Origin of the sequence: Levilactobacillus sp. FUA 3915 (assembly GCF_044053135.1) — a bacterium.
GTDB classification, from domain to species: domain Bacteria; phylum Bacillota; class Bacilli; order Lactobacillales; family Lactobacillaceae; genus Levilactobacillus; species Levilactobacillus lanxiensis.
In genome coordinates, this window is sequence record NZ_CP168704.1 from 635,288 (window position 1) to 658,799 (window position 23,512).

Genomic DNA, 23,512 nt, shown 5'->3' on the forward strand with positions numbered 1-23,512 from the left:
AAATTGACTTACATTTATAACCTACTTTTTGACCTGCCCATTTATCCGGGGGAAGTGGTAAAAGCGCTGCATTGTGACATACTTCCCCTCATACTTAGTAGTTTTCTTACCATCAGCAATCTTGATTTTCTTATTGCTTAATTTACGGACTCGAACGTAACCATAGACCTTGCCAAACTTTTTATTTCCAACAGTCATTTTGTTTCTAGCAGTACTGAGCTTGTCATAACCATGAATGATGTAAGTTTTGCCAACCTTTTTATACTTTGTCTTAGAAAGTTTATATGGCGCACCACTTTGCGTAGCGCGCTCCATTAACGTCGTTTTAGTCCCTTTGTACCAAGTGTATTGCGGATCATTTGGATAAGTCATATCAAATTTAGTCCGGTACATCTTGTTCCGAATAATCTTGGGTAACCCTTTGTGCCAGGTCGCTGCGTCCGCCGTCGTAACTGTTAATCCGCCAAAGCTCACAGCAACTAACGCTGCAACGCCTAATTTCACTAATTTTTTCATTTAAAAATTCTCCTTTTGTCAAAAAATATAGCATCCACACAAAAGCTGCACAGTTTGTTGTCTAGAAACTCCCGAAGAATGCCTTCCGACTAGCCATCGTCGGCAATTTCGTATACTCATCAGCCCTTTTCCCATTCGGATAGTTGCTCCACTTCAACGTCTTACCTTTGACTTTAAAGTAATACTTATTGGTAAAACTATCACCCTTACTTTTTGAGTGAACATACACATAACCATGTTTATTCTTCTTACTGATTGTAAATGTCTTGTTCACCTTAACCTTCTTATCTAGCTTCAAGTGTTGGTAAACACCAGGTGTTTTCTGCATCACCCAATTTTTATTCTTGGTTCGTGTGACGTTGGAGAACAAAAAACTATTCTTAGTAAAAGTCACCATATAAAAATTTTCACCTAACGTGCCCCAGGTTCCCCGTAAATTTTTAGGAACGGCTGACAACTTAGCGGCATGGGCCGTCGTTGTCGAAACACCGGTTGCACCAACAATCCCCAGTCCTAACAATGACAGGGTAAGGGCCATTCTTGATACTGACTTTTTCATCTTAGAATTACTCCCTTAATCAATTTTACTAATAGCTAAGCGTTATAACCGGCGAGCGGTCCCAGCTTTATACACTTCATTCAAATATTTTTCCGGGTGAGCTAGCTTGCTATACTTAAATACCCCACTCAAATAAACGTTTTTAGCGTCACTATCATCCTTGCTCCATTGTTGATAGAGATGCCCCTTCTTCATCGAATAGGTATACGTGACCAGTCCCCAATCTGCCATCTTAGTCTTCAGTATTAGTTTCTTACCCTGCTTACTGGTCGTAAATGTCTTATTAACGGTCAATTGGTTAGCCAGCTTCAAAGGTTGCTTGTTATTCCACTTCTTAACAAACTTTCCATGACTGAACGTCCCAAAAGCTATATCGTAAGTCTTGGCCTTCAGAACAACCCGCGTGAGTCCTGGATCTTCATCGCCATTAGAGAAAAACCAAGTCCCCCGCATATTCTGTGGAATTGTCGTTGCGGCATCCGCAGATGTTGGCAGACTCATGCCTAACCCGAGAGCCCCCAATAACAGGCTCACACTAATTAATACGCCACGTTTCATTTCTTTCACCTCTCCTACTTCAGACTACCAATGCCAAATTCATCGTAAAAGTGCTTGGCCGGATTGGTATATTGCGCCAACTCAGATGGATACGTATCACTCATTGTAGGGGTATGTTTATTGGTGTAGGTCATTGCTCTATGGCCCAAAACGACCTGCTTGAAATACTTAGAGGTCGTCCGTTTATACTGGGACTTCACGTAGGAATAACTGTTATGTCGTGCCGTAATCGTTCGGTAACCCTTCTTATTGTTCTTGGCCGTAATCGTGAATGTCTTACGCAACTTGACCTTTTTCCCTAGCCGATACGTCTTGCCACCATTCCAGTTAGGCGTCCATTTGCCTTTAATAAAGAACCCCTTGGAAATACTGTAGGTCTTAGCTGTCAGCTTGACCCGCATGATTCCCGACTGGCTGTTCAACTCATACCAGGTTCCCCACAAGGACTTCGGCACAGAATTGCCCAGCTTTGTCGCCGCGTTAGCCGTTGTCCCAGCTAATCCCACGCTAGTCAGTGTCACCAACGCTAAGCTAGCGCGCAACATCTGCTTATGTAATCTTGTCATTTTCAATCCTCCATGATGCATCTACACTCAGCGGACACATCTTTATTTGGTGTTTACGTCATATTCTGTCATTGAAGCGCTTCACAAACACCGTATAAAGCCTAGCAAACTAGAACGGTCGATAATACTATTTCCGACCTGTAAGAATACATGAAACTCTACATTTCGTGTCTCGCACAAAAGTGCCTGCAACTATCTCAAGGCAACTTATCCTAATTCATATCCGTGTTAATGATTTTCTTAGTAACTGGGAAGAACATATTCGTTGCCTTAGAGTTGCCAGAAAATTTGATGACCATTTTTAACTTGGTTTTGTTGTGAACTTTGACGCGCTTAACCTTCATCACAGTCTTCCCCATCTGATCTGAAAGGTTGGTCGTCAACGTCCGGTAACCATTCTTGTCCGCCTTTTTGCTCAATGTAAAGGTCTTATTCTTCTTTACCTTCTTGCCTAGTTTCAGCGTATACTTCGTGCCATTCACAATCCATTTGCCATGCCTATACCACCCAAACGTGTTGGTATACGTCTTGGCCGTAATCTTAATTTTATGAGCACCGGCCTCGCCACCCCAGGCAAACCAGGTATTTCTCAAGGACTGAGGCACTGTCCGCGTTGCGGCATTAGCCGTCGTTCCAGGGATTGCGGCCCCAACCGTTGCTACCGTCATCAAGGCCAGGCCAGCATGTAGTAACTGCTTATGTAATCTTGTCATCTATGATATCCTCCACGATGTGTCAGCTCAATCACTGAACATCTCTTTATTAGACGCCTGAGAATCTCGTCCAAGGTTCAAGCGATTCACAAGCACCGCAACAATCGTAGCAAAACCCAACGGCCGATAACACTATTTCCGACCAGTAGAGTTGCCTGCAACTCTGCATGCTGTTATTGCAAAAAAAGGCCCAACCCGCAATTAAGCAGGTTGGACCTCATAAACACTTTATAAATAATCACACAGACGATGCAAACCATGTGTTGGCAACGATCAACGTCAGCCGTGAGTGGCGCCAGCATTGGGAGCCTAGCCGTGTCGTTATGCTTAGCGGTTTACCGCTTAGCATAAGGGTGCTTCTGGAGACCGACTTTCAGGCTTCAGAACGCCCCATGGCTTGTGCTCCCTGGGCTGGCAGAACGGTAAGGCGATTGATCTTGCCAGCAGCAAATGGTTTATGAATCGAGATCGAAGGCCAAGGCACGCGTCCACAACCCATTACTCATTTGGTAATAAGTCGTGACCTTGCCGTCAGAATCGGTCCGCTTAACTCGGTGGGTAATCGTCACGCGCCGCTCGGAGATGTCTGCCGTGGTGCCTTTTTGCTTGGCTAACATCGGATCGTTAAATGGCAGCGTGTAAACTGGGTAAATCTTCATCAGCGTTAAGTCTCGACTGTATTCTTCGTTTGAGAAGGTATCGAATTGCAAGGCGCCCTTGCGAATCCAGTACTTGGTCGTAGACTTCTTGCTGAAGCGGATCCGGTACCAGTCGCCGGTGTCGGCCGTGGCCCGCATATCCACGTAAACGCGCATCTTCTTTTGCTTCTTCCAGTTGTACTTCATGATATTCCAGTTCTTGTGACCGCGAATATGGTTGTACAGGGAGTAAGTATCGAAGTTGGCCTTGAGTTCAGCGTGTTGGGTGTCTAACCCGCCCACGTACTTTTCACTCTTGTTGGTTTGCTTACGCTTCTTCAGCTTTTGCTTGTCTTTGTTGGGCTTGCTGGTTGAGTTGGAACCAGATGGCTTGTTGACCGTCGTGTCGGTGATGGTCTGTTGCGAGGTCACATTGGTGTCGACCACGCTGCCCTTGGTAATCTTGTTGTCATTGATGTCAATGCCGGCGCTAGTCAATGGGAAGTTTCCCTTCACAAACGTGGCACCCAATTTCTGGGTGATGGCATTGTTCCCGGTAATGGTGACGTCCGTCATCGGGTTATCATCGGACGTGCTATCCAAGTAAACGTACTGCTTGGTAGGGTTAACGTTGGTGAACGTGTTGTCCGTGATATTCAGATTGGTCATCGTGTAATCGGGTTCGGAGTTCAACAGGTAAATGTAGTTCCCAGAACCTAACACGTGTTGATTGATAAATTTGTTACCGGTGATCCACAGGTTAGAAATGCCCTTAAAGTGAATCGTGGCAACGCCATCGTCCATCAGTGGCTTAGGATCAACGACCGTGTTGTTGGTGAAGTGGACGTCATGAATGATGCCCGCCTTCCCATGGCCATAGATGGCGTGTTCACCGATCGGGTTAGGCGCGTATGAAGAGACTTGCCCGGACTTCTTGGAAACTGGCAAGAACTGGTTGTTGTCGACCGTCACGTCATAACTAGGTAAGTTATCGTATTGGTCGCCCTTGTTCTTGTAGGACATGGCCTTCTTGTTGGAGTAGTCCACTTGAATGGCTTCCTTGAAATCTTGTGAGCCATTGAATCCGGTGAAAACTGAATTCGTAATATTTACGTTGTGGCTCCCATCGATATCGATGTAGTGGCCAGTCGGTGATTCGGCGTTGTCAAAGACACACTTGTCAAAGTTAACGTTCGTGGCGTGATGGATACTTTGGGTGAAGACACTTTGCCCGTCAGACGTGTTGTCGCCTTGGAACGTAGCGCCTTGCCAAGTCACGTTGCTGATACCGCCGTCGTAACCGGCTTCCGGACTAGGATAAACAAAGTTCACCCGGTTGCCTTCAGTAATCCGGAAAACGGCACCCTTATCAAACTTAAACGTGATGTTCGAATGTAACTTAATGTTCCCGGCGTCAAAGAGGTAAGTCCCCTTTGGCACATGGATGGTGACACTCCCGCTCCACTTGTCGATCATGTTCTGCAAAGCGTCATTGTTCGCCGTCTTGGCGTCCGCAACCATCCCCTGGTGCTTTGCATTAATCGTTGTCGCTGCGTAGGCAACTGACTCGTTCGCGCTCAGACTCGGTAATACATTGACCGAGCTTAGACCTACTAATGTTGCTCCCGCGGCAACCGTAACCAATAGGCCGAGCTTTTTCCTCAAATTCAAAAAATCCCCTCCAGTTCCAAATTCTTTCTACATGTTCCATTATAGCTAAGACAAGAAAGCGTTGGGCCATCTTAACCAAATTGTCACACGATTGAAAGATTCCGGTCGTAAAGGGGACTTATTTTTTACATGAAAATTAACGTACTTTGTTTACATTTCGCCAACGAACCCCGCCTGGTCAATCCAGAAACGGTCTCGTTTTCACGGCTGCCTACATTAATTGTGAAATGTCATCGTGCAAGCCGTTGAGGCGTTCGACAACTTGACCGCGAACTTGGGTGTAAACTTTTACACCGTCTGGCGTCAACTTTAAGTTGTGTTGACGACGGTCAACTTGTGAGGCGATGCTTTCGATTAAACCAGCGCGCAGTAACCGAGAGATTTGACCGGAGATCATTGACTTGGAAACGCCAATTTGCCCAGCAAATTTGGTTGGCGTGAATTCTTCCTTTTGGTCAGTGATGGCGTGCAACAAGTTAAATTGTTCCAACGAAATCGTGATATCCTCCGTTTTAATCGTGGTTACTGGCCGCATGATCTTTTGGAGTTGTGAGAACCATTCCAAGGATTGGTTTAAATCGTTCGTTTGCGTCATTAATCTTTCTTCCTTTCTACATTGCGTTAGCGTGGCTTCTACTATCTGACCCGCTAACCATTTATTATAACCCTTATTTTCAGTCTTTATGTTACCGATTTATTAATAGTTTATAGCATATTGATTAAAAACACTAGTAATTAGAACCGTTATTTTCATTCTCTCGTTAACCTACACCATTGAATTCCTAACCGGAAGTCTTTATCATTAACATTAGAAATTCTTAAACACATGAAGGAGACCAACATGACACGTATTAAACTGATTGCCACCGACGTTGACGGGACTTTCCTGAATTCACAACGGCAATACAATCACACCCGCTTTGACCAACAACTCACGCGCCTGACAGCCGCTGGCATCCACTTTGTCGTGGCCAGTGGGAACCACTTAGGCCATTTAGAGAAAGTGTTTGCCCCCACGCCCCGCGTCCAAACATTCGTCGCGGAGAATGGTAGCCTGATCGTTGACCAGGGCCAGACCTTGTTAGAAACACCGGTCGATGACACGGTCGTCAAACAAGTCGTAACCGCCATTCTCGCCGACGAAACGCTCCGGCCGCAAGTACTCCGCCTGTCCGGTGCCCATGGCACCTACATCAACCAGACGGACCAGCCCACCGATGCAAAATCGCAGGCCTACTTCTTCAATAACGTGGTTCGCGTGCCCGACCTGACGCAGGTCCACGACACCATCTACAAAATCAACGGTGAGTGGCCCAACGAATCCATCCAGCAACTGGCCGCTAAGCTCAACGCCCGCTTCCCTGGACAGATCAACGCCATGGCCAGTGGCTTCGGCAGTATCGACATCGTTGCCGCCCACATGAACAAGGCCATTGGCCTGACCGAACTCGCCAAGACGTGGCACATCGACCCCAGTGAAATTGCTGCCTTTGGGGACAACGACAACGACCGCGAGATGCTGTCCCACGTGGGTCTTGGCGTCGCGATGCAGAACGGAACCGATTCCGTGAAACAGGTCGCCAACCTAATTACCCCGGCCGACAATGATCACGATGGCGTACTAGACGTCATTGAGGCCATTTTAGCCGACGAAGTTTAAAAGTAACTAAACCATTCAAACGGTTAGTTGCTGGTAGCCTGTCTCATTCATCTGCCCACAATAACCGGGCAATCAGTCGCCACATCCGTGGTGAGCTGTGTAGCCGGCCGTGCCCAACGCCGGGAACATGGTGTTCTTGATACCCAAGCGCACTGTCCGCTAGTAGCGGGCGCAGTGGGGTAATCTGAGACACCGGTACGGACCCGTCCGTGAGTCGGCCAGAAAGCGTGCCGTAGACATTGTGAATCATTCCCGTCCCCAGAGCCGACCAGTCGACTGGCGTGGCCCGTAGCCGCTGAAAAGTGGCATCAACGGGGTGATCCGCATCATGTTCGTCAACGGGGGCTCCCAAGAGGACTAACCGGTTCAGCCGGGGAACATCCCCCGCCGCACCGTACAATAACAAACTATTAACTGCAGCACTGCCACCCCACGAGTGAGCCACGAGATTATAGGCTTGCACGTGGTAGTGGCTTTTTAAATGCCGCAAAATCGCGGTGATCCAGCCAATCTGCTGTTGATAGTCGGCCGTAAACGTGTGGTCAAATATCACTTGAATCAGTGGATTATCGGCTTGGCCGGTCCATTTTCCAGTGACATGTAACTCCCCGTGACGGTCGACGCGCACCGTTAACACTTTGTGACCAAATCCGGCTCGGGCCAGCCACCGCAATAACCCATTATAGGTCCACGCGTTGCCACCCCAACCAGGAATAAAGAGTGTCGGCGTTGTCGTGTAAGTGAACCGTGGTCGCCGTCGTCGCAAGGGCTCTGCCGGGGTCGTCTGCCGACTTGCCCAGTGAAACCCCAACCAACTTGCACCCAAAACCATTGGCAACCAACGTAATTTACGCCACATACCGCAACCCTCCTTAAACTAATCCATTATGCCAGTTCTCTCAATTGTACACAAGTGAAATTTCGTTCACAAAACATTTGTCACCGTTAACATTTTTACGCGAAAATTCATCCGCATAAGTTATGGCCTATCTTGGTCAAACAAACGTTGCTTCACGACTGTCTTGTGATTAACCGCACCAATTATTGGTTTTTGTTAGAAATTCATTTGACAATTGTCCGGACAAAAATATATGATAGACTTAAATGAAACCGCTTTAGACAAATAGAAAACGAGGACTTGCTATGCAAACTGCTACGAACCACTGGGATACTTACCAAAATGAAGCCGTCACTGAATACACCATTGAAAATGACAATGGTGTGAAGCTTGCCATCCTGAGCTGGGGAGCCACGTTGCACCAGTTAATGGTGCCGACTGCCAAGGGTGATAAGAATCTGGTGCTATCTTACCACAAGATGGCCGATTACCTAGACAATCCGTTCTACGTTTGCATGGGCATTGGCCGAACTGCTGGCCGGATTACCCGGGGCACTTTCGACTTAGACGGTCAAACCGTTCACGTTGATCCTAATGAAGGAAAGAATACCCTGCATGGTGGTCCCCACGGCTTCAACACGGTCAACTGGGCCGGTAACCTGGACACCACGGACCCCGACAAGGCACGGATCATTTTGACTCACACCTTCAAGAGCACCGACGACTCCTTCCCTGGTGACCTGACCGCTAAAATGATCTACAGTCTGGACAACCATGACCGTGTGACCCTGGCCTTCGAGGCGACTAGTACGGCGCTCACCCTCTTCAACCCCACGCTGCACGTCTACTTTAACGTCGGCGATGACCAGTTGATTTCTGGGCAGACGTTGCAGATCAACAGTCAAGAACACCTCGACCTGGATGGCGAAAAATTACCAACCGGGAAGATGGTCGCTAACGCTGGCACCCCTTACGACTTCGCCGACGGTCAAAACTTAGGCAAGGCCATCCGTGGACTCCAAGACATCCCCGAAAAGGGCTTCGATGACGTGTACCACGTGGTTCCCGGTGCCGACGACATGGTTGCTAAATTATCCGATCCACAATCCAACCGGGCCGTCACCATCAAGTCTAAGCGTAACGGTCTTGTGGTCTTCACCGCGAACTCCTTCACGTCCGACATGAAGTTGACGACCGGCGCTGGCCAGCCTTACATGGGCGTTGCGTTGGAAGCACAAGGACTTCCCGACTCCCAGAACTTCCCTGAATTTGGGGACGTTAAGCTGGCGCCAGGCGAGACCAAGCGCGACGAAATCATCTACGACATCACTTACTAAGCCTTTGATTTTGGTGGGCTAAACGGTCGTTGCCCTCGCTACAGACCTGGTGAAAAGTACGCTTGTCTGCGGTAACTTTCCGTTCCCGACGGTGGGTTCAAAACGCCCTGCTATGGGGTCGGTTCCAGCCTGAGAAGCGGGCTTCCACCTCGACTTTGAGCCGAAGTGCGGTCTCAAAGGTCGTCCCGTGGGCTAGGCTGAGAAAAAACCTCAGCCAAGACCACCGACACAGCTGGGCATTTTGACCCACCTCTGGTCACTGATACTTACCGCGCTGGCGCATTTTCATCAGGTCTGTGACTGACACTTGTTTAGCCCACCATCACGGGCTTACTTGCGGTGGTCGTCTTATCTTATTGCGAACATTAGCAGAAAGTTTTTCTGCATGCGTTTTTCTAAATATCGTTGAAAAAAATCTGACTTTCCACTTGATGTGGGCGGTCAGATTTTTTTCGCAACGTTAAGTGATTACGCCTACTAGGAATTCTCGAGTCGCTTTGTTTGACAGTTAAATGGCCACTATGATAAGTTAGTAAAACGTAATTATTACTATTTATAAAGGAGCGACATCTATTCATGGCAAAGAAGTCAAAGATTGCAAAAGCAAAACGGATTGAAAAAACCGTTGAAAAGTACGCGGAACGCCGCGCTGAATTAAAGGCAGCGGGCGATTACGAAGCACTCGCCCTGTTACCGCGGGATGCCTCCCCAACCCGGATGCACCACCGAGACCACCTCGATGGCCGGCCACACGCCTACATGCGCAAGTTCGGGTTGTCCCGGTTAAACTTCCGCCAATTAGCCCATCAGGGACAGATTCCCGGGGTCCGGAAGGCTAGCTGGTAGACAGAGTGCGGAGCGAGCCGCTTAGACTCTGAGCATTAACGTGGCTAAGGGAATATCCCCGAACTTGGGATATTTTCTTAGCCGGGTTAAGCGCAGGAGTCTGGCTCGCGGAGCACGTTTCAGAAGCTGCCAGATACGGGATAGAGCCGTGTAGAACCAGTCAAACGACCTAAAGCCGTTTCCTGGTCAACGCACAAGTCTCTCACTAAACCAGTAGTTAAGATTACAGGGACCTGCCCCGCGTAGCACGTTTCAAAGGGATTCAGCACCAAAAAATAAAATGGAATTAGCCAATCAAACGTTTCAAACTGACTCAACTTTTTCCATCGACTACCCCCGCACCACCCAAATCCCATGCAAAAAATTTCAAAATCCAACCCACGTCAAACCCTGCCCGCGGCTCCGTTTGACGTGGGTTTTTCCATGCCGTAAACTTGAGTTAACATTGTTCCTAAAAAGGAGAAAATCACATGACAGAAATCTTAACGGTCATTCGCGACTTTACCGTTTATGGCAACCGGGATGAGGATCAGGTTCCCTACGGCCTCGACTTACCTAAAATCAGCGCCCAATTCGTTGGCGTGAGTCCCGCCATGGCGTTTGACGTCCACAACCAACCGAAGTTAGCCCGCGACAAGGAACGGCAGCTTCGTAAAATTGAAACCGCTATCCGCACGGAATTTGAAACGGATATTGCCAACCTGGGTAGCGACGACTTGAATGCCAACCTCGCGACCATGCAACACCTCCTCACGACTTTCAAAGAGCGGCTCGAACAAGACTTTTTGGTTAAGGACCAACTCGACCTGGAAAGCCTGACCACGCATGGTGAATGGCTGGCCTACTGGCAAGAAGATGCGCCCATGGTCAAGGCCAAGGAACAGCAACAGGAAAATATGCCGAACGACTTTTAATGTAAATGATATAGCAAAGGAGCTGTGACCCAATCGTCACGGCTCCTTTTCAATTTCTATGCAGGAATTCCTGCGCTGATTCGGTCAACAATTGTTTGTACGGCATCAATCGTGTGAATGTTTGAAATCCCTAAACCAAATGAGGCGTACCCCTTACTGAGGTCCCCGACCAGCATCCCCTGGCGCATACCATCATACGCATTAGAGGCCTTGAAGATTTCCTGACCGGTTGCGCCAGCTTGGTTCATCTCCATTAAGTGGTTCGGCAGTTCGCCCGGCAAGGACCGGTAGTAGGCTGGCTCTGACCGGTACATCAACATGTCATCGGCATTAGTCGTAACACCTTGTTGTTTGATGTTCTCGGCCATCCGCGATTCTTGACTCATCAGAAAGGCCGTACCACAGTACACGCCTTCCGCACCAAGGGCAAAAGCGGCCTTCGCCGTCCGCGCATCCGTAATGCCGCCGGCGGCCATGATTGGGGTATGATCAACCGCATCGACCAGTAATGGCACGATGGACAGGGTCCCCACCGTTCTTTCGGGCACGGTACCCCCCTCGTCAAAACCGGTGGCCACAATGACGTCGGCACCATTGGCTTCGGCTTCTTGGGCGTTCTCAACGGACGGTGTGATGTACCGGTAGACGATTTTGACCCCGTGTTCGTGTAATTCCTTGAACAGCGCTGGAACGATTGGCCCCACGTAGGCCACGACCGGAATCTTTTCGGCGTAGATCAGATCTAGTGTTGGCCGCGTAAAGGTATCGGTCTTAGGATCGCCGGTCGGTCCGAAATTCAATCCAAACGGCTTGTCCGTCAATGCCTTGGTCTTGTGGATTTCTGCGCGCATCCGGTCAATCGTCTCATCTAAGGACTTGGTGCCCGTGGTTTGGCCCGCGTTGAACCCCAACATCCCTAAACCACCGGCATTACTAACGGCGGCCACTAATTTAGCATCCGTCAACCACAGTAGTGGCCCCTGAATAATGGGCTTCTCAATTCCTAAAATATCACAAATTCGATTGGTCATGACTATTACCTCCTGGGTTATTTTTGATTATTTTTAATTTGTAAATCTATTCACAAGTGCTATTATATTAGCAAAGAACGTGTTTGACCAATACGGATTCATTTCCAAAATATAACCAAAGTGTAATAACCTATGTTCAAAGGAGTCTAATCTCATGAATCGTCAACGAACCTTGTTAAGTATTCTGCAATCAGTCGAATTTTCCGCCACCATCTCAGAAATTGCCGACCGTCTTTACCTGAGTCAGCCCTACGTGAGCCGCATTTTAAAGGACGAGGAAACCAAATTCGGCGTCGTCCTGATCAACCGCCGTGACAAGCCAATCGAACTCACCAAATTTGGCGTTTTTATCCTTAACAGCCTGAAAAAAATTGCCAGTGCCGAGGACAGCTTGAATGCCGGCATTGAAAACCTCAAGGCCCAACAGTCTCGCCCCATCCGCATCAGCAACGGGAATCCCTTTCTGACCGAAGATATTATCGACGCCATTACGCGCTACCTGGACGCCCATCCTCAGGCCAACATCGAGCTCGCCCAATCGCAGACCCGCCACGTGGCCAGCGACTTGGCCGAGGGCGCCATCGATATTACCATTGGTCAGCGCTGGAACGCCGCGGACATTGAGATCACCGACCTCCCCTCGCCCGTTTTTTATCTGCCAATTGCCGACTCCTGTCAGCCGTTCGATCCCAGCACGCTTTATCTGCCATTGGAGGACGACACGCTGACCAGAATGGCGGAGTGCCGCTACGTCGGGCTTTCTGGCCATTCTGAATTTCAAGCCTACGTCGATAATCTCTTCAAGCGGGTCGGCATTCACCCCCGCAACCAACTCTTCTTGCCAACGCCGGCCAGTGCTCTGGAGACTGTTTTTCAAATGGCAAACGCCACGACCATCACGACCCGTAAATTAGCCGAACGCCACTTGCCTGCAGGCCGCTACAACCTAATGCCCCTGCCGACTAACTTTATCCGCACCGACACGTCCATCATGCACTTGACCACAGCAGATCCGATCATTCAGCAGCTAACGTGTTTCTTAGCGGACGAGTTAACGCGGGCAATTCGCTAAACCTAACTGAACAATAGCGCCCACCTTTTGCGGTGAGCGCTATTGTTCTACCTACCTATCTGTCAGCTTTTGCCAGCCAAGTATCCCCAACACCCCGACTAAAACTAGTGGCGCCAACACGACACCCAAGAAATCAATCAACCGGCGAGTCACATAATCAAAATCACCAGTGTGACTGTTCGTTCGTTTAACACGCATGGACCCACCTATCAAGAACGGCCCACCCATGTGCACATAGATATGTTGATTCTGAAGTGCGGTCGAGGCGTCACCAACCTGTGGCACCCTGCTTCGGTAATGGCGGACAATCACTTTTTCACCGACAATGCAGACCACCGGAAAGAGTACCACTAGGTTAAACGTCAGGTACCAGGAAACACCGTCCCACACCGGCACAAATTGGCCGAAAACCAAGCGACAATTAACCAAAAGTCCCAGCAGGTAAGTAACCAGGCCCAGTGCGTAAGCCAGCCAATAGTTCCGCAGTCGTTTGAAGTTGGCATCAATGATGAAGTCTTGCTTTTTCACCGCCATCATCCCCTTAAATCGGATTGAAATTTGCGTAAATTATACCTGGCGATGTCTTCAAGGCGTTAGCGCAACACACGGAGATACGCGCTGAACTTCCTAACCTAGCGCAACAGCAAAAGCAGCGCCCACAACTAACGTGAGCGCTGCCTTTTTAACTATTTTTGTGTGATTAACAATCAACCAAGCTTGATGAATCCGACCACCTACGGGCTAAACCCGTGTCAGCCGCAGGTATGGTGAAAATGAGCTCAGCCGTGGGAGTTTTCTTAGCGGTTTACCGCTTAGAAAACTGCTATCTTTGAGACTCGGTTTAGGAGGCTCAAAGTAAGCCTGGAGACCGCCTTTTGGCTCCAGACGGGCGCCCACAGCGAACCAGTCTCATTTTCACCATGCCGGAGGCGCTGGCCAGAACCGTTTAGCCCACGACCCCACAGCAGGGCCGCTTGAGCCCGCCGCCGGGAACGAACGCATGGACACTCCCAACCATTTTTACTCAGTGACTGCGGCGCTTAAGTTGACCTTTTCACCAGCCACGTCAATCGTCAATGGTTCCCCACTGATCAACTTGAAGTGTGGGCCATCAGCGTGAACGCTGACTTCGATCAGGCGACCACGGAAGACTTGACGGAAGCTGTAGCTCTTCCATTGCTTAGGCAGGAATGGCGCAAAGTGTAATTGGCCATCGCGAACCCGCATGCCAGCGAATCCTTGAACCACAGCAATCCAACCACCGGTCATGGCCGTGATGTGTAAGCCATCAACCGTATCGTTGTTGTAGTTGTCCAAGTCCAAACGTGCCGTCCGGTTGTACAATTCAACGGCCTTGTCTTCGTAGTGCAAGTCAGCGGCTAAGACTGAGTGAATTGCGGGAGACAGACTTGATTCGTGAACCGTCAGTGGCTCGTAGAAATCAAAGTTTGACTTCTTTTGTTCCGGCGTAAAGTCGTCGATGAAGTCCCAGATACCTTGGAGCACGTCCCCTTGCTTGATGTAAGGTGAACGCAAGATCTTGTCCCACGACCAGTTTTGGTTGATTGGGCGTTGTCCGTCTGGAATGGCACTGACGGGTTCGATGTCCTTGTCCAGGAAGCCATCGTGTTGGACGAAGATGTTCAAGTCCTTGTCGTAAGGCAGGTACATCCGGTCAACAATATCTTGCCACTTGGCCTTTTGGTCGGCAGAAATGTTCAGCTTCTTAGCCGTTTCCTTGTCAACCTTGCCCAAGATTTCCAACGTGTACTTCAACGTCCACTGGGCCAAAATGTTGGTGTACCAGTTGTTGTCAACGTTGTTTTCGTATTCGTCAGGACCCGTGACCCCATGGATCATGTACTTGTTGTTACGCTTGCTAAAGTGTACCCGGTCGGCCCAGAACTTAGAAATTTCGGTCAAGACCTTGGCCCCTTCATGCAGGACGTAGCTGGTATCGCCCGTGTAACGGGTGTAGTTGTAAATGGCGAAGGCAATGTCACCGTTCCGGTGAATTTCTTCGAAGGTGATTTCCCATTCGTTATGGCATTCGATCCCGTCGAACGTCACCATTGGGAAGAGGGCACCGTCTAAGCCTTGTTCCTTGGCGTTGATGTAGGCACCGTCCAACTGCTTGTAACGGTACATCAACAGGTTGCGGGTCACTTCAGGGTTCGTGATTCCCAGGTAAACGGGAACGGCGAAGGCTTCAGTATCCCAGTAAGTAGCACCACCATATTTCTCACCAGTGAACCCTTTAGGCCCAATGTTCAAGCGAGAATCTTCACCGTAGTAAGTGGAGAACAGCTGGAACAGGTTGAAACGAATCCCTTGTTGCGATTCGTCGTCGCCGTTGATGACCACGTCGGACTTTTCCCAACGCTTGCCCCAGATACTGGTGTGGGCGTCGAACAACTCTTCATAGGAAGACTTGGCAACCTTGTCGCTGAGTTCATGCATCGCGGCCGTTAATTTTTCTTGGCTGTCGTAGTCACGAGAAGTTACCACGATAACCCGCTTTTCCAATTCAGTCGTTGCTTGTGGGGCTAAACTCCCGGTATAGGCGTTGACTACTTCTTTGTCGTTCGGTTGGGTAACGGCGACGTTCTTAAGATCAGTCACGGTCCGCATTTCCATCCCGGAAGTGAATTGTGGCGTACCAAATGGGTTAGGCGTCGTCTTGGCAACCACGCTACCGCTGTCTTGGCCTTGTTCTGCGGCTAAGACGTCCCAGAATCGTTCGTCATAGTTGGCTTCTTCGTTCTTCACATCGGCATCGATGCTTGGCTTGATGGTGACGTCAACGCTGGCGTCGCTCAAGTTCTTGACCGTGACCTTTTGAACGGAGAGTTCTTGTTGGGCCACACTCAGGAAGCGTTGGAAGGTCAAGGCAACCTTGACGTCCCCGCGTTCAACCGTGAATGACCGGTTCAAGACCCCCTGTTGTAGGTTAAGGTCCAAGGTGAAGTCGCTAAACTTATCCTTGGCTAAATCAACGGCTTGACCATTGATTTCGATAGGTAATTTGATGAAGTTAACGGCATTGACCACTTTACCGAAGTACTTGGGATAACCGTTCTTCCACCAGCCGACCCGGGTCTTATCTGGATACCAGACACCACCTAAGTAAATGCCTTGCAAAGAGTCGCCAGAATAACCTTCTTCAAAGTCACCCCGCATCCCCATGTAGCCGTTACCTAAGCTAGTCATGGATTCTTGAAGACGCTTGTCTTGGGGGTCAAAAGTATGGGTAATGACGTTCCAAGGTTGTACCTCAAAAATACGTTTCATGGTAAACATGTCTCCTTTTTAAGTGTGTTATTTTCGTTTAATGAAAAACGACCCAAGCGCTCAGCCAAAATGGTTAAACCCTCAGGCCGCCCCAGCCAAAGTTTATTTGACCAGTCTATTACAATGTTATAAATGGTTCCGCCTCCGGGAGCCTGTAAATGGGACCGAAGGCTAAGCTACATCATACCGGAAAGCTTCAATTAAATCGAAGCAATCTATAAGGAAAAGAACTGACCGGTTTAAACCGATGTTAGCCGTGAGGGTGAGAAAAATGAGCTCAGCCGGGGGATTTACTGAGCGCACTGCTCAGTAAATGGCGACTTTGAGACTCGGTCTAAGAGGCTCAAAGCGAGCCCGAAGACCGCCCTTCGGCTTCGGGCGTCCTGTCCCCAGCGTTCCAGTCTCATTTTTCTCACCCGGTAAGGCGAATTGAACATCCGTTTAAGCCTTGTAAGTTTCCTTGATGGCGCCGACGGAGAAGGCACCGATAGCCATGATGACACCAGCTAACAAGAACATGTTGGCTTGGGCACCACCGAGCAGTGGGAACAAGGCGAAACTAGCTAAGGAAGCAACGATTTGTGGCAAGCAAATTGAACCGTTGAACAACCCCAGGTAAGTCCCCATGTGGGCACCAGACAAAGCGTTGGTAACCATAGTCAATGGGTAAGTGTTCATCGCAGCCCAAGCAATCCCAACTAAGATAAATGACACGATCAAAGCGTATTGGTTGTGCAGGAAGAAGACGGAGATAAACCCAAGGGCACCTAAACCTAAGCTCCCGGCGTAACCCAATTTGTGCACGTTGTTTGGTAACTTAGCCAAAACATATGACCAAACCACAGCGGCGATAGATTGAACGGCGGCTAAGACCCCGTACCAGTTACCAGCAGCCTGGTAGCCAGCGGATGCAGCGTTCGTCGTGTGCCAAACGTTGGCAGCGATAGCACCGGCGGAGTAAGTCCACAGGTATTGGAAGGCAACCCAGCAGAAGAATTGAACTAAGGTAACGGTCCAGAAGACCTTAGGCGCAGACTTCAGTAACGTCCACCAGTTCCCACCTTCAGCGTTATCTTCCTTGGTAATGCCATGGTATTTTGCATAAGTATCTGGATCATATTCGTGAACCCGGAAAATCGTGAATAAACTCGTGATGACCAACAGGATAGCCCCAACATAGAAGGCAACCTTAACCGTTGCGGGCACAACCCCTTTAGAAGCGGTGTTGGCAATCCCAATTGCGGCGAACAGGAATGGCAGGATGGCGGCTAAAACGGCACCCGTGTTGGATAAGAAACTTTGAATCCCGTAAGCGTAACTCTTCTGGTCATCGTTGACCATGTCCCCAACCATCATTTTGAACGGTTGCATGGCAACGTTAGAAGACAAGTCCAGGAAGGCCACGGTAATGGCACCGAACAGTAAGGCAGCTAGTGACGCGTACCCGAAGCCCATACTCCCTGAGTTAGGCAACAGGCACATGACAATGACCGCGACAATCGTCCCAAGTAACAGGTAAGGTAACCGGCGGCCACCCCACTTTGGTGCCCAAGTTCTGTCGGAATAGTACCCGACAATCGGTTGCACAATCAAGCCGGCCAATGGTGGCAAAATGAAGAACCACCCTAAGCTGTTAGGATCGGCCCCAATGGTTTGGAAGATCCGACTCATTTGAGAACTTTGTAACGTGAAGGCCGTTTGAACCCCCAAGAAACCAAAGTTGATCATCCAAATTGTGCTGGCAGGCAGTTTAGGCAGGCCACTTTTGGGCTTGGCTTCAGCTGTTGGTGCCTTTTCAGAAGCAACATCTGACATGTGAAAAACCTCCTCAAATCTCATTTAAATAATTGCTGAAAACGATTACATGAATCATTATTGCACCGGATTGAAATTAATGCAACCGTTTGCGCAACTTTTTTTGGAACTTTTTTAAAGCGCTTTTATACCGCTGACAATTAAAAAAGGCCTGCCGACTGGATTTATCGCCAGTCGTGCAGGCCCTCACAATCTATTTAATTTCGTACGGAATTCTGATCTGTCCAGGGGTCGGTGTGTCTAACGGTTCCCGGTCACTAAACAGCAAAGCCACCGTTGCCGAACCCATTTTTTCCGGGAACAAGTTCACCGAATGCAAATCTGCATCCGTCAAACCCGTTGGTAGCGAGTGGTTGAAGCTGACCACCGGAAAGTTACGGATGCTGGACTGTTCGCGAACCAAACGATAAAATTCAATCGCGTTAAAGTCATCGGTCGCCATGATCCCATCAATTTCTGGATGTTGCTTAATGAACAAGCGGGCCCGATTGACCTCACCTAACTTGCAGGTCAACGGCTCCACGTTGAAACTGGCGGCGACACGTTCGTACCCCTGACGCCGTTGTTGTTCGTAGGCCCAGTCATGTGCCGACTCCACGAAGACGGGATGCTTGACCGCCAGCTGGTTCAACAGGTACGTGGCCCCGCCGATTCCGGCCTGCAGGTTATCGTTGTCCACGAAGTAATCGTTGGCGTTGTCATCCGGCTGACCAATCGTCACGAACCGTAAATGGTGCTGACGCAGGAAAGCCGCAATCGGGTCATCGTGGTGGGCATACATCAGGACAAACCGTTTGATTTTCCCCTGGACGACCATTGATTTAACATTCTCCAACAAGTCCTCGGACGTCTTACTGATGGCCACGGACAACACGTAATGTCGTTGCGTGAGCTGCCCGTTGATTCCCCGTAACAGGTCAATGTAGAACGGGTTCTCGGGATGGCTGTGATCCGCGGTCGGAAAGACCACCCCCACGGCATTGGCTTCCCCCGCCGTTAAATTTTTCGCATTATAATTTGGTAAATACCCCTCCGCCTCGGCCAGCGCCTGGATGCGTTCCCGGGTCGCCTGGCTAATACGCGGATTATTATTTAAAGCCCGTGAGGCGGTCGACACTGAGACCCCGGCCTTCGCGGCAATATCGCGGATAGTTAACATCTTTTTGACATACTCCTTATTCATCAGTTGATCCGAACCGGTCGGCTTGGTTCGTCACCTCACCAGCGGAAAAATGTGTGCCCTGGTCGTTCCCGGCGGCGGGCTCAAAACGCCCTGCTATGGGGTCGGTTCCAGCCTGAGAAGCGGGCTTTCACCTCGACTTTGAGCCAAAGACCGGTCTCAAAGGTCGTCCCGTGGGCCAGGCTGGGAAAGGACCCCAGCCAAGGCCACCGACACAGCTGGGCACTTTGGCCCACCTCTGGTCACTGACACCGATTCACTCATTTTACCGTGGCGATAACTCACCTCAGCCACCATTTCGAATCAAACTGTTTTGACATTATGTTTATTTCTAACGATTTCAATCATATTTATTATTAATATAGCTAATTACAGTAATCATATCGACTGACATATCCATCAAATTCGACAATGACCAGCTTACTGATGGACCAAGCTGCTGTCCGCCGCAGGGCTGGTGAAAATGGGCTCAGCCGTGGGAGTTGCCTTAGCGGGTTCCCCGCTTAGACAACTGCTATCTTTGAGACTCGTTTCTCAGAGGCTCAAAGTAAGTCTGGAGACCGCCTTTCGGCTCCAGACGTGCGCCCACAGCGTCACGGCCCATATTCACCGGCCCGGAGGCACTGACAAAGACCACCAAGCTGGCTGTCTTGATGAAACAACCTTACCATAGAACTGGTGCCATTGAAACTTTTTCCGGGTTGAATGGTTACGCATTGCCCAGGGTAAACAAAAGGTTCCAGCCGCAGATAACTAGCTGGAACCTGATTGACGACCACTTGGTTAAGTCGCCTTACTTTTTCTTGGGTTTCTTTTCGTGCCGACTGGTCAGACCATTTTCTGGATTGAGCGGCAACGTGGCCACAAACTGACTCCCGTGCGGCTGATTATCCCTGACTGCAATGGTGCCGTGATGCAGGCTGACAATCCACTGCGCAATCGACAAGCCCAGCCCATTACCACCGGTTTGGCGGCTCCGGGACGTATCGACGCGGTAAAACCGGTCAAAAATTCGTTTGCGGTCAGCTAGCTGAATGCCGATGCCTTGGTCGGCGACAATCAGTTGCCATTTACGGTTGACCAATTTGGCCGTCACCGTGATGGTACTGCCCTTAGGCGAATACTTCATGGCGTTATCAATCAGGATATTCATCAATTGATGGATTAAGTTCTGATCCAATGTTGCCTTGAAATCTGCCACGGGTTCCATGACCAACTTTTTCCCTTGGCTAGCAGCGATTTCCGTGTACGGTTCCACGGTCCGGTCCAAAAATTGGGCAACGTGGGTCGTTTCAAAGTTCGTTTGTAACGTATTGGAATCCGACCGTGCTAGTGCCAACAGATCCTGGGTCAGCTTCTGAAGTCGTTGACTCTCGCTGCTGGCAATCGCAATATTTTCCGCCTGATCAATAATTTTATCGTTCGGTTTCGTCAGGAGGAGTTCCAGTTTATTTTGGATGATGGTCAGTGGCGTCCGCAACTCGTGCGCGGCGTTACCCACGAACTCGGTCTGCCGGCCCCACGACCGGAGAATCGGCCGCATGGTCAAGCGTGACATCCACATACTCATCAAGATCGATAACAGCCAGAAAACCCCCATGGTGATCAACATGACCTTGGTAAACGTATGCATGGCGGCCTTTTGCGGGTCAATATTTTCCATGATGAGTAGGTATCTGCCCGCCACCGTCTTGTCCGTATTACTCTGCGGCACCTTCACCAGTAACGTTCGGAAATTATACTTGCCGTTGATGACAATCGAATGGAGTTGGCCCTGCTGTGAGGTGTCCAAGACCACATTTTTCAACGTCTCGTAGCGCGATCCCAACTGCGTTTTGTTTAAGATTTTCCCGTTCGTGTTAAAAACCACCGTCGTGGTCATGAACGGATGAATGGCGGTTCGGTGCAGGGCCTGTTGAGCGTCCTGCTTATCCTTTTGAAAGGGTTGTGCCGTCTTCTGTTGTGGCGGTCCTGCCAGCCGGGCACTGCGTTCGACGCGCAGTGTCTGATCCGTCGTGGTCAGAATCGTTCGCCGAAACAGCACGAACACGATGACGCCCAGCAACACGAAAATCAGGGTAAAGCCGATAAAACTGCTCCAAAAGAGCCGCCACTGTTGGGCGCGATTAACTTTATTGCTCATCTGGGGCCTCCACGATGTACCCCGCATTCCGGATGGTCCGCAACGACAGGTCACTGCCGGCATTCTTCAGCTCTTTACGCAGGTTACTCATATAAACTTCGACCACAGACAGACTGGTCTCGGAGTCAAAGCCCCACAGCCGATTGAAAATTTGTTCCTTGGTAATGATCGTCCCCGGATTGGCCACCAAATAGGCCAGCAAATCAAATTCGCGACCCTTCAACGTCAAGGGTTCCCCGTTAAAGGTAGCTAAATGCTTGCTGGTGTTGATTGACAATTGGCCGAGGGTAATCACGTCCGAGCTATTCAGATGGCCTGTCCGTTTCAATAAGGCCTTCATGCGGGCGAGTAATTCCTCCCGGTGGAATGGCTTGGTGACATAGTCATCGGCCCCATCATTGAAGCCCCGCAACTTATCGGCAATCGTATCCTTTGCAGTCAAAATCAGTACGGGGGTCTTGATACCCTTATTTCGGATGTGTAAAAGCAGATCCAGCCCACTTTCGCCAGGGAGCATCAGGTCCAAAATGATGGCATCAAAGACATCCTGGCTGGCTAAAAACTCTCCTTGTTCGCCATCAAAGGCGGTTTCGGTTTCACAAATTGGCGAAATTAATTCGACAATGTCCGCGGATAATTCCTTTTCATCTTCGACAACTAATACCTTCGCAGTAGTACTCAACGGGCATTCCTCCTAGTAATTTTATCTTGGTTTGGTTTGATTCATTTTAAATTGGTCGTTGTCCGCGCCTCCGGGCTGGTGAAAACTGGGCCGTGACGCTGTGGGCGCACGTCTGGAGCCAAAGGGCGGTCTCCAGACTTACTTTGAGCCGAAAGTCACGTCTCAAAGATAGCAGTTACCTAAGCGGGAAACCCACCCACTAAGGTAACTCCCACGGCTGAGCCCATTTTCACCAGCCCTGCGGCTCACACGGATTTAACCCGCACCAATCCCAACCGTTATTTTCGTATACATGCCAGCGTGCTGGTTGATACATCTGATCACTAACGGCGTAATCCATTAAAGCGGCGTGAATGGCCTGAAACATTTGTCTCAAACCGGCAGTTCTTTAATTTACAGTTCACTTTACTCAGCAATAATCTGATTATATTAACCACTAGATTCAAGTAGTCAATCAGCTAAATTTTACCACAACTGGTTGCGTATCCGGAGTGGTTACCCGGTCCGATCGTTTCAGACCAGGGCAATTAAGGTTATAGCCTACACCATTAACAATAACGTAACCTTAAGTTGTCGGGTTACGCCTATTTACCTTGCTTAAATTTTCTGGCGCATTCGCCCATTCTAGCCACCCGAAACCGGCAACAAATCCCGGAGCTGACCACGAGCTTAAGTCGTTCCCCTAACTAAACGCTAAGTTTTTACGAAGTTTAGCGCGTCCCTGGTAGAGCTCCCCCATTTTTGCGGTAGACTTTTAACCAAAGAGTCTGCATGGTATTCTATTATAGTCAGACATATTTGGTACTGGTTGGTTTGATTCCCGCTGAAGTTTACGCGGGATTACGACCAATCGCTTTGCAACTAGCTACAAATTAGTCAGTGGCCATTGTCGATAAAGAAAAACGACGTACCATGAAATAATAACAGCAAACCATCCACGACGGTTGATGCGGGTTAAATTCCGTGTCAGCCGCAGGGCTGGGGAAAATGGGCCAGTTGTGGGAGTGACCAGAGGCGAGCCAAGGTGACCAGCTGTGTCGGTGGTCTTGGCTGGAGTTTTGTTCCAGCCTAGCCCACGGGACAACCTTTGAGACCGCACCTCAGGCTCAAAGTTGAGGTGGAAGCCCGCTCTATGGCTGGAACCAGCCCCACAGCAGGGCACCTTGAGCGCGCCGCCGGGAACGGACGCGACACAACCCATTTTCACAACATCAAAAAAGCAGACAGTCCACGATGGTTGACGCGGGTTAAATGCCGTGTCGGCCGCAGGGCTGGGGAAAATGGGCCAGTTGTGGGAGTGACCAGAGGCGAGCCAAGGTGACCAGCTGTGTCGGTGGTCTTGGCTGGAGTTTTGTTCCAGCCTAGCCCACGGGACAACCTTTGAGACCGCACCTCAGGCTCAAAGTTGAGGTGGAAGCCCGCTCTATGGCTGGAACCGGCCCCACAGCAGGGCTCCTTGAGCTCGCCGCCGGGAACGGACAC

20 protein-coding genes are annotated in these 23,512 nt (G+C 49.7%); 5 read left to right on the forward strand and 15 right to left on the reverse strand.

The features are described from left to right. Positions 1-21 precede the first annotated feature (21 nt). The 7 genes from ACEPST_RS03245 to ACEPST_RS03275 form a co-directional block, all read right to left on the reverse strand. The gene (locus tag ACEPST_RS03245; RefSeq protein ID WP_204122159.1) at positions 22-516 is read right to left on the reverse strand and encodes a hypothetical protein; all 495 of its coding nucleotides are present in this window, start codon (positions 514-516) and stop codon (positions 22-24) included. Positions 517-577: 61 nt separating this feature from the next. Then, positions 578-1,075 carry a hypothetical protein gene (locus ACEPST_RS03250; RefSeq protein ID WP_204122160.1) on the reverse strand — a complete coding sequence of 166 codons (498 nt, stop codon included), beginning with the start codon at positions 1,073-1,075 and terminating at the stop codon, positions 578-580. 42 nt (positions 1,076-1,117) lie between these two features. After that, positions 1,118-1,633, reverse strand: coding sequence for a hypothetical protein (locus tag ACEPST_RS03255; protein ID WP_204122161.1), 516 nt, complete (start codon positions 1,631-1,633; stop codon positions 1,118-1,120). 14 nt (positions 1,634-1,647) lie between these two features. After that, the gene (locus tag ACEPST_RS03260; RefSeq protein WP_204122162.1) at positions 1,648-2,199 is read right to left on the reverse strand and encodes a hypothetical protein; all 552 of its coding nucleotides are present in this window, start codon (positions 2,197-2,199) and stop codon (positions 1,648-1,650) included. A gap of 212 nt (positions 2,200-2,411) precedes the next feature. Next, the gene (locus ACEPST_RS03265) at positions 2,412-2,912 is read right to left on the reverse strand and encodes a hypothetical protein (protein ID WP_204122163.1); all 501 of its coding nucleotides are present in this window, start codon (positions 2,910-2,912) and stop codon (positions 2,412-2,414) included. A 455-nt stretch (positions 2,913-3,367) separates the two neighbouring features. Continuing rightward, entirely contained in the window at positions 3,368-5,221 is a 1,854-nt protein-coding gene (locus tag ACEPST_RS03270; RefSeq protein ID WP_204122164.1) for an N-acetylmuramoyl-L-alanine amidase, read from the reverse strand. Positions 5,222-5,432: 211 nt separating this feature from the next. Next, complete coding sequence (locus ACEPST_RS03275) at positions 5,433-5,816, reverse strand: MarR family winged helix-turn-helix transcriptional regulator (protein WP_125764646.1); 384 nt, start codon at positions 5,814-5,816, stop codon at positions 5,433-5,435. 246 nt (positions 5,817-6,062) lie between these two features. On the opposite strand from ACEPST_RS03275, the gene ACEPST_RS03280 reads away from it, so the two are divergent. After that, a complete protein-coding gene (locus ACEPST_RS03280) occupies positions 6,063-6,881 on the forward strand; it encodes a Cof-type HAD-IIB family hydrolase (protein ID WP_204122165.1) in 819 nt (272 codons plus the stop codon). A gap of 43 nt (positions 6,882-6,924) precedes the next feature. Here ACEPST_RS03280 and ACEPST_RS03285 read toward each other — a convergent pair whose 3' ends face one another. Then, a complete protein-coding gene (locus tag ACEPST_RS03285; RefSeq protein ID WP_204122166.1) occupies positions 6,925-7,740 on the reverse strand; it encodes an alpha/beta hydrolase in 816 nt (271 codons plus the stop codon). A gap of 284 nt (positions 7,741-8,024) precedes the next feature. On the opposite strand from ACEPST_RS03285, the gene ACEPST_RS03290 reads away from it, so the two are divergent. From ACEPST_RS03290 to ACEPST_RS03300, 3 genes are all read left to right on the forward strand, one after another. Beyond that, entirely contained in the window at positions 8,025-9,056 is a 1,032-nt protein-coding gene (locus ACEPST_RS03290) for an aldose epimerase family protein (protein WP_125764640.1), read from the forward strand. A gap of 576 nt (positions 9,057-9,632) precedes the next feature. Further along, on the forward strand, positions 9,633-9,902 hold the full coding sequence (gene rpsN / locus ACEPST_RS03295; RefSeq protein WP_125764638.1) for a 30S ribosomal protein S14: 270 nt from the start codon (positions 9,633-9,635) through the stop codon (positions 9,900-9,902). 470 nt (positions 9,903-10,372) lie between these two features. Continuing rightward, entirely contained in the window at positions 10,373-10,816 is a 444-nt protein-coding gene (locus ACEPST_RS03300) for a hypothetical protein (protein ID WP_204122167.1), read from the forward strand. A 56-nt stretch (positions 10,817-10,872) separates the two neighbouring features. Here ACEPST_RS03300 and ACEPST_RS03305 read toward each other — a convergent pair whose 3' ends face one another. Further along, complete coding sequence (locus ACEPST_RS03305) at positions 10,873-11,847, reverse strand: NAD(P)H-dependent flavin oxidoreductase (RefSeq protein ID WP_204122168.1); 975 nt, start codon at positions 11,845-11,847, stop codon at positions 10,873-10,875. Between the two features lie 154 nt (positions 11,848-12,001). Here ACEPST_RS03305 and ACEPST_RS03310 point away from each other — a divergent pair, with 154 nt between their 5' ends. Continuing rightward, positions 12,002-12,919, forward strand: a complete 918-nt coding sequence (locus ACEPST_RS03310) for a LysR family transcriptional regulator (protein ID WP_204122169.1) — start codon at positions 12,002-12,004, stop codon at positions 12,917-12,919. A 51-nt stretch (positions 12,920-12,970) separates the two neighbouring features. On the opposite strand, the gene ACEPST_RS03315 is transcribed toward ACEPST_RS03310, so the two are convergent. The 6 genes from ACEPST_RS03315 to ACEPST_RS03340 form a co-directional block, all read right to left on the reverse strand. Next, the gene (locus tag ACEPST_RS03315; RefSeq protein WP_204122170.1) at positions 12,971-13,447 is read right to left on the reverse strand and encodes a hypothetical protein; all 477 of its coding nucleotides are present in this window, start codon (positions 13,445-13,447) and stop codon (positions 12,971-12,973) included. A gap of 492 nt (positions 13,448-13,939) precedes the next feature. Beyond that, positions 13,940-16,210, reverse strand: a complete 2,271-nt coding sequence (locus ACEPST_RS03320; RefSeq protein ID WP_395390498.1) for a glycoside hydrolase family 65 protein — start codon at positions 16,208-16,210, stop codon at positions 13,940-13,942. A gap of 441 nt (positions 16,211-16,651) precedes the next feature. Continuing rightward, entirely contained in the window at positions 16,652-18,025 is a 1,374-nt protein-coding gene (locus ACEPST_RS03325) for an SLC45 family MFS transporter (RefSeq protein WP_204122172.1), read from the reverse strand. A gap of 193 nt (positions 18,026-18,218) precedes the next feature. Then, entirely contained in the window at positions 18,219-19,184 is a 966-nt protein-coding gene (locus ACEPST_RS03330; RefSeq protein WP_204122173.1) for a LacI family DNA-binding transcriptional regulator, read from the reverse strand. Between the two features lie 814 nt (positions 19,185-19,998). Then, positions 19,999-21,348 carry a sensor histidine kinase gene (locus tag ACEPST_RS03335; RefSeq protein ID WP_204122174.1) on the reverse strand — a complete coding sequence of 450 codons (1,350 nt, stop codon included), beginning with the start codon at positions 21,346-21,348 and terminating at the stop codon, positions 19,999-20,001. Further along, entirely contained in the window at positions 21,338-22,030 is a 693-nt protein-coding gene (locus ACEPST_RS03340) for a response regulator transcription factor (protein WP_203639177.1), read from the reverse strand. Before ACEPST_RS03340 ends, ACEPST_RS03335 begins: the two co-directional genes overlap by 11 nt. Positions 22,031-23,512 lie beyond the last annotated feature (1,482 nt).

Bases quoted from the DNA above. Each gene is read 5' to 3' on its own strand.
- ACEPST_RS03245 (WP_204122159.1), bottom strand. From the start codon at position 516: ATGAAAAAATTAGTGAAATTAGGCGTTGCAGCGTTAGTTGCTGTGAGC.
- ACEPST_RS03250 (WP_204122160.1), bottom strand. From the start codon at position 1,075: ATGAAAAAGTCAGTATCAAGAATGGCCCTTACCCTGTCATTGTTAGGA.
- ACEPST_RS03255 (WP_204122161.1), bottom strand. From the start codon at position 1,633: ATGAAACGTGGCGTATTAATTAGTGTGAGCCTGTTATTGGGGGCTCTC.
- ACEPST_RS03260 (WP_204122162.1), bottom strand. From the start codon at position 2,199: ATGACAAGATTACATAAGCAGATGTTGCGCGCTAGCTTAGCGTTGGTG.
- ACEPST_RS03265 (WP_204122163.1), bottom strand. From the start codon at position 2,912: ATGACAAGATTACATAAGCAGTTACTACATGCTGGCCTGGCCTTGATG.
- ACEPST_RS03275 (WP_125764646.1), bottom strand. From the start codon at position 5,816: ATGACGCAAACGAACGATTTAAACCAATCCTTGGAATGGTTCTCACAA.
- ACEPST_RS03280 (WP_204122165.1), top strand. From the start codon at position 6,063: ATGACACGTATTAAACTGATTGCCACCGACGTTGACGGGACTTTCCTG.
- ACEPST_RS03285 (WP_204122166.1), bottom strand. From the start codon at position 7,740: ATGTGGCGTAAATTACGTTGGTTGCCAATGGTTTTGGGTGCAAGTTGG.
- ACEPST_RS03290 (WP_125764640.1), top strand. From the start codon at position 8,025: ATGCAAACTGCTACGAACCACTGGGATACTTACCAAAATGAAGCCGTC.
- rpsN (WP_125764638.1), top strand. From the start codon at position 9,633: ATGGCAAAGAAGTCAAAGATTGCAAAAGCAAAACGGATTGAAAAAACC.
- ACEPST_RS03300 (WP_204122167.1), top strand. From the start codon at position 10,373: ATGACAGAAATCTTAACGGTCATTCGCGACTTTACCGTTTATGGCAAC.
- ACEPST_RS03305 (WP_204122168.1), bottom strand. From the start codon at position 11,847: ATGACCAATCGAATTTGTGATATTTTAGGAATTGAGAAGCCCATTATT.
- ACEPST_RS03310 (WP_204122169.1), top strand. From the start codon at position 12,002: ATGAATCGTCAACGAACCTTGTTAAGTATTCTGCAATCAGTCGAATTT.
- ACEPST_RS03320 (WP_395390498.1), bottom strand. From the start codon at position 16,210: ATGAAACGTATTTTTGAGGTACAACCTTGGAACGTCATTACCCATACT.
- ACEPST_RS03325 (WP_204122172.1), bottom strand. From the start codon at position 18,025: ATGTCAGATGTTGCTTCTGAAAAGGCACCAACAGCTGAAGCCAAGCCC.
- ACEPST_RS03330 (WP_204122173.1), bottom strand. From the start codon at position 19,184: ATGTTAACTATCCGCGATATTGCCGCGAAGGCCGGGGTCTCAGTGTCG.
- ACEPST_RS03335 (WP_204122174.1), bottom strand. From the start codon at position 21,348: ATGAGCAATAAAGTTAATCGCGCCCAACAGTGGCGGCTCTTTTGGAGC.